Source organism: Duganella sp. 1411 (genome assembly GCF_017833525.1).
Taxonomy (GTDB): domain Bacteria; phylum Pseudomonadota; class Gammaproteobacteria; order Burkholderiales; family Burkholderiaceae_D; genus Rugamonas.
Genome location: NZ_JAFICD010000007.1, coordinates 70,867 through 82,716 on the forward strand (window position 1 = coordinate 70,867; position 11,850 = coordinate 82,716).

Below are 11,850 nucleotides of genomic sequence, written 5' to 3' on the forward strand. Positions count from 1 at the left end.
CCACCTATGCAGTTTGAGCCGTCAACGGAGCTTGGCGGATTACGCTGCGCTAATCCGCCCTACGTGATTTAGACGGGTGCTTGCTTTGATGGCCCTTGGGTAAGTTTGCCTGGCCACCCCGGTGTCCCATTTTTCTGCCATTGATCGCATGGCTGGGAGTGATACAACTGATCTCCCCCTGCGGTAGCAAAAGCTTTTCCATGATTTCAGAGTAATCAAAAATGAAAATTCAAGCGCTCGCAATCAATAAAATTGATCAAGTTATCAGCGACACAAAAGACCTTATGGCGATTGACAGAGATCCCCTTTTTCCCGCTTTTTGGTCTGAACTCATTCGATACCGGAGCCTCGTTGAGTCTCATTGGCCCTTGGATGAAAATGAAAAAAACTCAGTTGATATCGGTCGAGTCGCTATAGTTGACCTGAAAAGTGCCGCCAGTGAATTTATTGCGGAATCAGGTGGCGTCCAGACCGTGCTTGCCTAGTGGTCTTGTTTAAGTTGCCTGACCACCTCGGTGTCGCATTTTTCCGCCGTTGATCGCATGGCTGGGTACAATAGGCCATGATCTCCGAATTCGACCTCATCAAAGAATACTTCCAGCGCCCCCAGCATCCGGGCCGGGCCACGCTCGGCATCGGCGACGACTGCGCCCTGCTCACCCCCACACCCGGCATGCAGACGGCCATTTCGTCCGACATGCTGGTCGAGGGCCGCCACTTCTTCGCCGGCGAGGATGCCTATCGCCTCGGCCATAAAAGCCTGGCCGTCAACCTGTCCGACCTGGCGGCGATGGGCGCGCGTCCGGTCGGCTTCACCCTGGCGCTGGCGATGCCGATCGCCGACCGCGCCTGGCTGGCCGGCTTTTCGCAAGGCCTGTTCGCGCTGGCCGACGCCTTCAACATCGAGCTGATAGGCGGCGATACGACCAAGGGGCCGCTGACCATCTGCATCACCGTGTTCGGCGAGCTGCGTCCCGGCCAGGCTTTGCGCCGCAACGCGGCCCGGGCCGGCGACGATATCTGGGTCTCCGGCACCCTGGGCGATGCGCGCCTGGCGCTGGCCGGCTACCGTCTGGAACAAACCCTGGACGCGGCGGCGCTGCACACGGCCGCCGTGCGCATGCACACGCCGGTGCCGCGCGTGGAACTGGGCGCGGTGCTGGCCGAACAAGGCCTGGCCCACGCCGCCGTCGATATCTCCGATGGCCTGGTCGGCGATCTCGGTCACATCCTGGCGATGTCGAACGTCGGCGCCACCTTGAATGTGGACGCGCTGCCGCCCGGCGAGGCACTAGCCACCCGGGCGCCGGAGCTGCGCCGCGCCTTCACCGCCGCCGGCGGCGACGATTACGAGTTGTGCTTCACCGCGCCCGTCTCGGCGCGCGCGGCCATCATCGCGGCCGCCGGCAGCGTGGCCACGCCGGTCACGCGCGTCGGCAGCATCGAGGCCGCGCCGGGCCTGCGCCTGGTGGACGCCGCCGGGCAGCCGCTCGACCTGCAACTAGCCAGCTTCGATCACTTCACGTCCTGAAGCGCCGTCACGTCCTCGTCCGGCTGGCCGACCCTGCGCCCGCTGCCGTGCATCAGCCAGTAGTGGTGGAACGCCAGCCGGATGTTGTCGCGCAGCTGGGTGTCGTCCCACGGCTTGGTGTAGAAGCGGTAGATGGCGCCGCGGTTGACCGAGTCGAGCACCGCGTCGAGCCCCATGTAGCCGGACAGGATGATGCGGATCGTCTCCGGGTACATGTCCTTGACCTGGCCGAGGAACTCGGTGCCGTTCATGCCCGGCAGGCGCTGGTCGCACAGGATCACCTGCACCGGGTGCAGCGCCAGCAGCTCGAACGCCTCGGTGGCCGATCCCGCCGTCAGGATCTGGTAGGCGTCGCGCTGGAACAGCTGGTCGAGCGACCATAGAATATCCGGGTTGTCGTCGACGATGAGCAGCGTTTGCGCCGGCTGGTTCGGCGCCGACGGATCGACCGGCAGGCAGCGACCCGATTCGACCAGCACCGCCATGTCCACCGGCGCCACCGGGCGGCTGAAAAAATATCCCTGGATTTCGTCGCAGCGGCTGCGCCGCAGGTATTCGAGCTGCGCGCGCGTTTCGACGCCCTCGGCGATCACCCGCAGCTTGAGGCTGTGCGCCATGCTGATGATGGCCGTGGCGATGGCCGCGTCGTTCGGGTTGGTGGTGATCTCGCGCACGAAGGCGATGTCGATCTTTAGCTTGTCGATCGGGAAGCGCTGCAGATACGCCAGCGACGAATAGCCGGTGCCGAAGTCGTCGATCGCGACCTTGATGCCGATCGCCTTCAGGTTGGTCAGCACCATGATCGTGCGCTCGGCGTTGGACATCAGCGCGGTCTCGGTCAGCTCCAGTTCCAGCAGCTCCGGCGGCACCTCGTGGCGCACCAGCGCCGAACGCACCACCTGTTCCAGGTCGCCTTCGATGAACTGGCGGCTGGCGACGTTGACGGCCACCCGCACCGGGCCGACGCCGCCGCGCAGCCAGGCGCCGATCTGCTTGCAGGCGGCGTCGATGATCCAGGCGCCGACGCGCACGATCAGCCCCGTGTCCTCCAGCACCGGCACGAACTCGGACGGGAACACCAGGCCGAAGCCGGGCCGCTGCCAGCGCAGCAGCGCCTCGGCGCCGGCGATGGCGCCGGTGTGCAGGTTGACCTTGGGCTGGTAGTACAGCAGCAGTTCGTCGTTGTCGAGCGCGCGCCGCAGCGCCAGCTCCATGTCCAGCCGCGCGAGCACCTGCACGTTCATGCCGGCGGTGAAGAAGCGGTAACCGTCGCGGCCGGCCTGCTTGGCGCGCTCCATCGCCGTGTCGGCGTACTTGAGCAGCGTTTCGGGATCGGTGGCGTCGTCCGGGTACATGGCGATGCCGATGCTGGCGCTGAGCACCGCCGGATGGCCGTCCAGATCGAACGGCTGGCGCAGCGCCTCGCGCACCTCGTTGGCCGTGTGGACGGCGTCCTGCTGGTCGCGCGGCATCGACAGGATCAGCGCGAATTCGTCGCCGCCCACGCGCCCGACCGTGTCGCGCAGGCGCACGCATTGCACCAGCCGGTTGCTGAACTGGCGCAGCAATTCGTCGCCGAGCGCCGCGCCCAGCGAGTCGTTGATGTTCTTGAAGCGGTCGAGCGCGATGAACAGCACCACGATGCGCCACGATTTTTCCTGCGCCAGCGCGATGGCGTCGGCCAGCGTCTGGAAGAACAAGGTGCGGTTGGGCAGGCCGGTGAGCGTGTCGTAATGCGCCATGTGCTGCAGCAGCTCCTCCGAGTGGCGCCGCTCGCTGATGTCGCGCGCCACGCCCAGCAGCACGGCGGCCTGGCCGGGACGCTTGAGCAGCTGCCAGTAGATCTCCACCGGCACGGCGACCAGGTCGCGCCGCATCAGTTCGATCTCGGCCAGTTCCGGCGTGCGCGGCTGGCCGATGGCGGCGGCGTAGTCGTCGAGCCGGTGCGCCTGCGCGCGCAGCAGCGCCTGCGTGCCCAGGCCGAGCCGGCTGGCGGTCTGGCCCAGCATCTCGTCGCGCGGGTAGCCGAGCATGCGGCAGGCGCCTTCGTTGACGTCGACCAGTTCGGCGCTGGCCGCGTCGAGCAGGAAGATGGCATCGGCGGTGGCGTCCATGGCGCTGCGGAAGCGCTGAAGCTCGACGGTGCGGTCGCGCACCGTCTGCTCCAGGCGCACGTTGTAGCTGCGCGCCTCGCGGTGCAACAGGCGCACCTCGAGCATGTTGCGGATGCGCGTGAGCACCTCGACCGGGTCGATCGGCTTGGACAGGAAGTCGCGCGCGCCGTATTCGAGCGCCTTCAGTTTATGGTCCGGCTGCGCCGTCACCACCAGCACCGGCAGCCAGGCATCCGCCTCAAGCGGGCGCAGCGCGTCCATCACCTCGAAGCCGTCCATGCCGGGCATCTGCAGGTCGAGGATGATGAGGTCGAAGCGCTGGCGGCGATGCCAGTCGGCCACCACGCGCGGGTCGGTGGTGGCGCTGACGGCCTTGTAGCCGGTCGACTTGAGCAGAAACTCCAGCAACTCCACGTTGACGGGCTGATCGTCGACAATCAAAATGCGCGCATGAAATATATCGGTCTGGCTGATCATGGGATACGCCTCCGGTGGGCTATCGAACCGGCGTCCTGGCCGGATCAGTCCGCTTTCTTCCAGCAAGCTACATTGGCTCGCCGGACTGGGGGGCGTTCCGCGATTTTTGGGCGGCACGCCACGCAGTACTATTGAGTGTACGCAAGTTCAAATCGCCGGTCTAATGTTTTTATGCAAAGTTGAGCTTGCTGCCAATCACCGGTGCATCGCTGGCAACGATTGTGATCTGCGTGGTACAGTGGCACCACCCCCGACGGACGCCGCTTCAAGGAGAGTTTCATGAGTAATGAACTGAAAACCGACAACAACACCGACACCATTCTCAACCTGGCCGCGCAGGTCGGCAAAGCCTTGCAGGCCAAGGGCCTGATCCTGGCCACCGCCGAGTCGTGCACCGGCGGCGGCGTGGCCCAGGCGATCACCGAGATCGCCGGCTCGACCGCGTGGTTCGATTGCGGCTTCATCGCCTATTCCAACGCCTCCAAGACCGAGCTGCTGGACGTGTCGGCCGCGCTGATCGCGCAGATGGGCAGCGTGTCCGAGGAGGTGGCGGCGGCCATGGCCACCGGCGCGCTCGGCTCGAGCAACGCCCATCTGGCGCTGTCGACCACCGGCATCGCCGGCCCGACCGGCGCCGTGCCGGGCAAGCCGGTCGGCACCGTGTGCTTCGGCTGGGCCAACGCCGACACCGTGCACACCGAGCGCCTGGTGTTCAGCGGCGACCGCAAGGCGGTGCGCGAGCAGACCGTGATCCACGCGCTGCAAGGCTTGCTGCGCTTCATCGACTAACGTCCCTCCCCGCGACGGCGCCACCACAGCGGTGGTGGTTGCCTTCCCGCCACAAAACAATTACTCTCGATGCGTTCGCGCGCGGTGGCGCGCCTATTTCCAGCAGATTCAGGGGTGATTTCGATGCAAAACACGGTACATTTTATACTCCAGGGTAAAGGCGGCATCGGCAAGACACTGGTGTCGACCATTCTCGCGCAGTGGCTTGCCAGCAAGGACGCGGCCGGCGACATGGAAGAGCAGCGCCAGCCGCTGCGCTGCTACGACACCGACCAGGAGAACGCGACGTTTTCGCGCTACAAGGCGATGGACGTCAAGCATGTGCCGGTGATGACCGACAGCCGCACCATCGACCCCAAGCGCTTCGACGCGCTGATGATCGACATCCTCGAGGAGGAAGGCAACTGCGTCATCGACAACGGCGCCAACACCTTCTCCCCGCTGATGGGCTATCTGCTTGAAAACGATTGCTTCGCGCTGCTCGAGGAATCGGGCCGCAAGGTCTACATCCACACCATCGTCGGCGGCGGCGACACGCTGCACGACACGGCGATGGGCTTCGTCTCGACCGCCAAGGCGACCAAGGTGCCGCTGGTGCTGTGGGAAAACGAGCATTTCGGCCTGCTGCAATCGGCGTCCGGCAAACAGTTCACCGAGTCGCAAACCTACGCCGACAATGCGTCGCGCGTGCGCGGGCGCATCGTGCTGTCGGCGCGCAACGCCGACACTTTCGGCGCCGACATCAAGAAGATGAACACGGCGCGCCTGACCGCCAACGAGGTGCGCGAGAGCGACAAGTTCAACGTCATGGAAAAGCAGCGCATCAAGGTGGTGTTCCGCGACCTGTTCGAGCAGCTCGACAAGGTCGAGTGGTAAGCGGCCATGGATCAGCAAAAGCTGCGCACCCTGGTCTTTGAAAAAACCGGCGTCAAGATCGATATCGACGACCCGATCTTCGCGCTGGTGGCGCTCAACGAGGCGGTGCTGGAGGAAGCGGTCGAGCGCCACATCGCCGCCATCGACGCCGCCTCGCGCGAGCTGACGCAACACGCGCGGCTGGCCGGCGGCTTGCCGGCGACATCGTCGGCGGCGGTGCTGGACGCGACCAACGAGCCAATGGGCCGCGACGCCGGCCGGCCGGCGCCAGCCCCGGTGCCCGGCTACGTGCCGACGCCGCCCGGTCCGGTGCGGCCGATCGCCACGCAGTCGATGGCGATCACCCCGCGCGAGTCGCGGCTGCTGGCGGCGGCGGCCGGCATCGCCATCGTCAGCGCGCTGGTCGTGGTGGGCGCACAGGCGCTGTTGTCGAAACCGGCGCCGGCGCCCGTCATCGAACAAGCCAAGGCGCTGACGCCGGAGCAAACGCTGGCGCTGCGCAACGCCGAAAAGCTGAGCAAGGCCATCGAGAAGCTGGACCCGAAGACGCGCAACCAGTTGCAGGCCGAGTTGCAGAAATAGCGTCGCCCCGCTGGCGCCATCGCAGTGGGTTTTCGTGCTAACATGTGAATACCTGTTCACATGACGAGTTATACAAAATACATGAGCTGTCAACACGACTATACCGGCGTCGATCCGGCCATCGCGCAACTGGCCGACCTGTTCCACCTGTTGGGCGATCCGACCCGCTTGCGCATCGTGCTCGCCTGCGTGGCGGCGCCGATCGCCGTCAGCGACATCGCCACCTCGCTTGAACTGAGCAGCTCCTTAGTGAGCCACCACTTGCGCTTGCTGCGCGCGGCGCGCATCGTTAAGTCCGAGCGGCAAGGCAAGCAAGTTTTCTACTCCGCCGCCGATGCGCATATCAGCGACGTCCTGAACGATATGCTGGAACATATCGCCGAACCTGCCAACGGGAACGAAGCATGAGCAAGCACGACGATCATCACGGCCACGACCACCACGACCACGATCATGGACACGATCACGATCATAAGGCCGGCGGCCACGGCAGCGCCAAGCCGGCGGCGAAAGGCCACGGCCACGACCATGGGCACGACCACGCCCACGGCCACCATCACCACCACGGCGATCCCAACACGATGGGCCGGGCGTTCGCCATCGCCATCGTGCTCAACACGGCCTTCGTCGCGGTCGAATTCTTCTACGGTTTCCTGGCCAACTCCACCGCGCTGATGGCCGACGCCGGCCACAACCTGTCCGACGTGCTGGGCCTGATGCTGGCCTGGGGCGCGGCCATCCTGGCCAAGCGGCTGCCGAGCCAGCGCTACACCTACGGCCTGCGCAGTACCTCGATGCTGGCGGCGCTGTTCAACGCCATGTTGCTGATGGTGGCCTGCGGCGGCATCGCCTTCGAGGCGGTGCAACAGCTGATGCGTCCGGAACCGGTGGCCGGCATGACGGTGTCGGTGGTGGCCGGCATCGGTATTTTGATCAACGGCTTCTCGGCGTGGTTATTCATGTCCGGCAGCAAGGACGACATCAATATCCGTGGCGCCTATCTGCACATGGCGGCCGACGCCGCCATCTCGCTGGGCGTGCTGGTGGCCGGCGTGATCGTCCGCTATTCGGGCTGGAACTGGATCGATCCGGCCGTCAGCATGGTGATCGTCGCCATCATCGTCTACAGCACCTGGTCGCTGCTGAAGCAGTCGCTGCGCCTGATGCTGGCCGCCGTGCCGGACAACGTGGACCGCGCCGGCATCGAGCAATTCCTGCGCGATCGTCCCGGCGTGACCGAGGTGCACGACCTGCACATCTGGGCGATGAGCACCACCGAGACCGCCCTCACCGCGCAACTGGTGACGCCGGCCGGTTATCCCGGCGACGTGGCGGTCGACGACATCACCCGGCAGCTGCGCGAGGATTTTTCCATCCAGCACAGCACGCTGCAGGTGCGGCTCGGCACCACCGTGCACGAGTGTTGCCTACAGGAGCCGGCGCACTAATCGGCGAACTTGGCGTATAGCGCCGTGCTCAGATAGCGCTCGCCGAACGATGGGATGATCGTCACGATCATCTTGCCGGCGCTTTCCGGCCGGCGCGCCACCTGCAGCGCGGCCCACAGCGCCGCGCCGGACGATATGCCCACCAGCAGCCCCTCCTGGCTGGCCGCCTGGCGCGCGGTCTCGAAGGCGTCGTCGTTGCCCACGCCGATGATCTCGTCGTACACCCGGGTGTTGAGCACGGCCGGCACGAAGCCGGCGCCGATGCCCTGCAGCGGGTGCGGCCCCTTGACGCCTTTGGCCAGCACCGGCGATGCCTCCGGCTCGACCGCGATGCAGCGGAACTCCGGCTTGCGCGCCTTGATCACCTCGCCCACGCCGGTGATGGTGCCGCCGGTGCCGACGCCGGCCACCAGGATGTCGGCGCGGCCGTCGGTGTCGTTCCAGATTTCCTCGGCCGTGGTGCGGCGGTGCACGTCGGGATTGGCGGGGTTGTTGAATTGCTGCGGAATCAAGTAGCGGCGGTCGCCGTCGGCCAGTTCCTCGGCGCGGCGGATCGCGCCCAGCATGCCTTCGGCGCCGGGCGTGAGGATCAACTCGGCGCCGTACGCGCGCAGCAGCATGCGGCGCTCGCGGCTCATGGTGTCGGGCATGACCAGGGTGCAGCGGTAGCCGCGCGCGGCGCACACCATCGCCAGCGCAATGCCGGTGTTGCCGCTGGTCGGTTCGAGGATGATGGTGTCGGGATGGATTTGGCCGGCCGCCTCGGCCGCTTCGATCATGGACAGGCCGATGCGGTCTTTCACGCTGTGGGCCGGGTTGCAGTATTCCAGCTTGACCAGCACTTCGGCGTTCAGGCCCTTGGTCAATCGATGCAGCCGTACCAGCGGGGTGCGGCCGATCAGTTCAGTAACGTCGTTGGCAATTTTCATGGAAAAACCTCCGCGCGATGGGGAATAGCCAGTCTACTCCTCCCGCGCGCGAATAACGTCTTCCCAGCAAATTCTAAATCACGTAGGGCGGATTAGCGAAGCGTAATCCGCCGTGCATGCGCCGTCGGCGGCTCATCGATGGCCGATTACGGCTTCGCCTAATCCGCCCTACTTCACATCCATCAGTTCGACGTCGAAGATCAGCGCCGAATTCGGCGGGATGCCGCTGCCCGGCGACGGCCGCGAGCCGTAGGCCAGCTCGGACGGGATGATCAGCGTGCGCTTACCGCCCACCTTCATGCCCTGGATGCCCTGGTCCCAGCCCTTGATGACGCGGCCGGCGCCCAGCACGAAGTCGAGCGGCTCGCCGCGCGGAATCGACGAGTCGAACTGCTTGCCGTGCATGTGCTTGGCCAGCGGACGATACAGCCAGCCGGTGTAGTGCATATAAACGGTGGCGCCGGTGGTGGCTTCCTTGCCGGTGCCGACCTTGGTGTCGGTGACGATCAACTGCTCGGCGGCCGGGCCGGGCGTGGCCGAACCGACCACCATCGGCGGCGGTGGCGGCACGACGGCCGGGGCCACCGGCGCGGCGGACGCCGCCGGGGCGGCTTCGGCGGCGGGCGCCGGGGTTTGGGCCTGGGCCACGGAGGCCGCCAGCGCGCACAGCATTGCTACTAAAACGGAACTACGCGTCATGTTTTTTTCTTTCAATGGGTTTCTGTGGACGGCACGGCGGCCGTGCCAGCGCGCACAATGATAGCAAACCTGCTTGGCGCACTGGATAAAATTGGCTGTTAGTTAAAACCCGTATGCTTTTGCGCGGACGCCAGCGCCACCACTCAAGGGTCGTACCCCTCGGGGTACGACCCTGCTTGGCGGTGCGGGTTAAACCGGCTCCGGCGCCGCTTGGGCGCCGTCGGCCAGCTGGCGCAGCACGTGGCCGGCGGCCACCATGCCGAACGTGGCCGTGACCACCATCGCCGAGCCGAAGCCGGCGCAATTCAAGCCGGTCACGCCGCCGGCGCGGTCGTCGCCGTCGACCGCGCACACCTCCCCCGTCTCGGGAAACTTCAGCGGCTCCATCGAGAACACCGCGTCCACGTGGAACTTGGTCTTCTCGCCGCGCGGATAGCCGTACTGGCTGCGCAGCACCTTGCGCACTTTTTTCAGCAACGGTTCCTGCTCGGTGCGCGCCAGGTCGCGCACGGCGATCTGGGTCGGGTCGGTCTGGCCGCCGGCGCTGCCGATGATCACCAGCGGCAGCGCGTGCTGGCGGCAATACGCGATCATCGCCGCCTTGGCCTTGACGCTGTCGATGGCGTCGACCACGTAGTCGTACTTGCCGGCGCCGAGCATCGTGTCGAGGTTGTCGGCACCGACGAAGTCCTCGATCTGGTTGACCACGCAGTACGGGTTGATCTGCGCGATGCGCTCGGCCAGCGCGGTGATCTTGGCCATGCCGACGGTGCCGGTCAGCGCCTGGATCTGGCGGTTGATGTTCGATTCGGCCACGTTGTCGAGGTCGATCAAGGTCAATTGCCCGATGGCACTGCGGGCCAGCGCTTCGACGATCCACGAGCCGACGCCGCCGACGCCGACCACGCACACGTGGGCGCCGCGGAAGCGCGCCAGCGCGCGTTCGCCGTACAATCGGGCGATGCCGCCGAAACGGCGGTCGAAGTCGACCGGGTCGGCACCGGGGTCGGGATTCAGGTCGGAGATACTGTTCATGCCGCCATTTTACCGGACGCGGCGGCAAGAATTATTCTAGAATGACTTTCCCACCCAGCCAGAACCACATTCGATGAGCAACGCCATGAGTCATTCCCTGTTCGACACCGCCCCCGATTTCAGCCAACCGATAGCAGTTTTGAAACATTGCCACGACCGCATCCGCAAACAATTGCTGACGTTGCAAAACCTGCTCAGCCACCTGCCCGCGCACGGCGCCGACGCCGACGCGCAAAAGGCCGCGCAGGCCGTGCTCAAATATTTCAACCACGCCGCCCATCTGCATCACGATGACGAAGAGCAAAACCTGATGCCGATGCTGCAGGCCACCGCGCGCGACGCCGACGCCGCGCTGCTCGACGAACTGGTACCCGGCATCCTGGCCGACCACCAGCACATGGACCGCGACTGGGAGATCGTCCGCGCGCAGCTGGACAAAATCGCCGCCGGCGACGGCGCCGCGCTGTCGGCGGCGGACGTGCAACGGTTTTGCGACGCCTACGCCGCGCACATGGCCAAGGAAGAGGCCAACATCGCGCCGATGGCCAAGCGCCTGTTCAGCGCCGAGCAGATGGCGCAACTGGGCAGCGCGATGCAAGCGCGGCGCGGCATCACGCCGGCGCTGCCGGACAGCCAGGTGCCGGAACAGCGGCAAGTGCCGGTGCGCAACACGGTGGCCGACGGCGTGGTGCTGGCCGACCTGCGCCTCGATTATGGCCGCGCCAGCCTGACCGAAAACGATGTGCTCGACGATCCGATCGCCCAGTTCGGCAAGTGGTTCGACGAGGCGCTGCACGCCAAAGTCAACGAACCGAACGCGATGAGCGTTGCCACCGTGGACGAGGAAGGCAAGCCGACCTCGCGCATTGTGTTGATCAAACAGTTCGACCAGCGCGGTTTCACCTGGTACACCAACTACAAAAGTCAAAAAGGCGAGCAATTGCGCACCAATCCGCACGCCGCGCTGCTATTCTTTTGGAATGAACTCGAGCGCCAGGTGCGCATCGAAGGCAAGGTCGTCAAAACTTCCGCCGAAGAAAGCGATCAATACTTTTATAGCCGGCCGGTGAAGAGCCAGATCGCCGCGATCGCCTCGCGGCAGAGCGCGCCCATCGCCAACCGGGAACAGATGGAAGCCAATTACGATGCGGTCGCCGCTACCAGCGGCGAGCATCCGGTACGGCCGGAACACTGGGGCGGCTACCGCCTCGAACCGGTGCGTATCGAGTTCTGGCAGGGGCGCCGATCGCGCTTCCACGACCGGATCGTGTATGTGAAACAAGCCGATGGCCGCTGGATCAAAGAGCGCCTGCAACCGTAAATCGCACGGTCGCGCGCCGGTTCGCAGACCATCGCTTGCGGTGGTCTTT

12 protein-coding genes are annotated in these 11,850 nt (G+C 65.5%); 8 read left to right on the forward strand and 4 right to left on the reverse strand.

Annotation, left to right across the window (positions count from 1 at the left end; translation table 11 throughout):
• The first annotated feature begins 221 nt into the window (after positions 1 to 221).
• The gene (locus JOD97_RS27140; RefSeq protein ID WP_209725487.1) at positions 222 to 485 is read left to right on the forward strand and encodes a hypothetical protein; all 264 of its coding nucleotides are present in this window, start codon (positions 222 to 224) and stop codon (positions 483 to 485) included.
• Positions 486 to 562: 77 nt separating this feature from the next.
• Entirely contained in the window at positions 563 to 1,531 is a 969-nt protein-coding gene (gene thiL, locus JOD97_RS27145; protein ID WP_209725489.1) for a thiamine-phosphate kinase, read from the forward strand.
• Here thiL and JOD97_RS27150 read toward each other — a convergent pair.
• Positions 1,516 to 4,122: an EAL domain-containing protein gene (locus tag JOD97_RS27150; RefSeq protein ID WP_209725491.1), complete on the reverse strand. Its 2,607-nt coding sequence runs from the start codon at positions 4,120 to 4,122 to the stop codon at positions 1,516 to 1,518. The two genes, thiL and JOD97_RS27150, sit on opposite strands and share 16 nt — an antisense overlap.
• A 279-nt stretch (positions 4,123 to 4,401) precedes the next feature.
• On the opposite strand from JOD97_RS27150, the gene JOD97_RS27155 reads away from it, so the two are divergent.
• From JOD97_RS27155 to JOD97_RS27175, 5 genes are all read left to right on the forward strand, one after another.
• Positions 4,402 to 4,911: a CinA family protein gene (locus JOD97_RS27155; protein ID WP_209725493.1), complete on the forward strand. Its 510-nt coding sequence runs from the start codon at positions 4,402 to 4,404 to the stop codon at positions 4,909 to 4,911.
• Between the two features lie 123 nt (positions 4,912 to 5,034).
• The gene (locus JOD97_RS27160; protein WP_209725495.1) at positions 5,035 to 5,787 is read left to right on the forward strand and encodes a hypothetical protein; all 753 of its coding nucleotides are present in this window, start codon (positions 5,035 to 5,037) and stop codon (positions 5,785 to 5,787) included.
• 6 nt (positions 5,788 to 5,793) lie between these two features.
• Positions 5,794 to 6,369 (forward strand): hypothetical protein, encoded by a 576-nt coding sequence (locus JOD97_RS27165; protein WP_209725497.1) that lies wholly within the window; start codon positions 5,794 to 5,796, stop codon positions 6,367 to 6,369.
• 81 nt (positions 6,370 to 6,450) lie between these two features.
• Complete coding sequence (locus tag JOD97_RS27170; RefSeq protein WP_209725499.1) at positions 6,451 to 6,777, forward strand: helix-turn-helix transcriptional regulator; 327 nt, start codon at positions 6,451 to 6,453, stop codon at positions 6,775 to 6,777.
• Entirely contained in the window at positions 6,774 to 7,817 is a 1,044-nt protein-coding gene (locus JOD97_RS27175) for a cation diffusion facilitator family transporter (protein WP_209725501.1), read from the forward strand. The genes JOD97_RS27170 and JOD97_RS27175 overlap by 4 nt, the downstream gene beginning before the upstream one ends.
• On the opposite strand, the gene cysK is transcribed toward JOD97_RS27175, so the two are convergent.
• The 3 genes from cysK to tcdA all read right to left on the reverse strand — a co-directional run bounded on the left by cysK (position 7,814) and on the right by tcdA (position 10,480).
• On the reverse strand, positions 7,814 to 8,746 hold the full coding sequence (gene cysK / locus JOD97_RS27180) for a cysteine synthase A (protein ID WP_209725504.1): 933 nt from the start codon (positions 8,744 to 8,746) through the stop codon (positions 7,814 to 7,816). The genes JOD97_RS27175 and cysK overlap by 4 nt on opposite strands.
• Positions 8,747 to 8,914: 168 nt before the next feature.
• Positions 8,915 to 9,418, reverse strand: coding sequence for an FKBP-type peptidyl-prolyl cis-trans isomerase (locus JOD97_RS27185; RefSeq protein WP_209725873.1), 504 nt, complete (start codon positions 9,416 to 9,418; stop codon positions 8,915 to 8,917).
• A 216-nt stretch (positions 9,419 to 9,634) separates the two neighbouring features.
• A complete protein-coding gene (tcdA, locus tag JOD97_RS27190) occupies positions 9,635 to 10,480 on the reverse strand; it encodes a tRNA cyclic N6-threonylcarbamoyladenosine(37) synthase TcdA (protein ID WP_209725506.1) in 846 nt (281 codons plus the stop codon).
• A gap of 85 nt (positions 10,481 to 10,565) precedes the next feature.
• Here tcdA and pdxH point away from each other — a divergent pair, with 85 nt between their 5' ends.
• Positions 10,566 to 11,801, forward strand: coding sequence for a pyridoxamine 5'-phosphate oxidase (gene pdxH, locus JOD97_RS27195; RefSeq protein WP_209725508.1), 1,236 nt, complete (start codon positions 10,566 to 10,568; stop codon positions 11,799 to 11,801).
• The last annotated feature ends 49 nt before the right edge of the window (positions 11,802 to 11,850 follow it).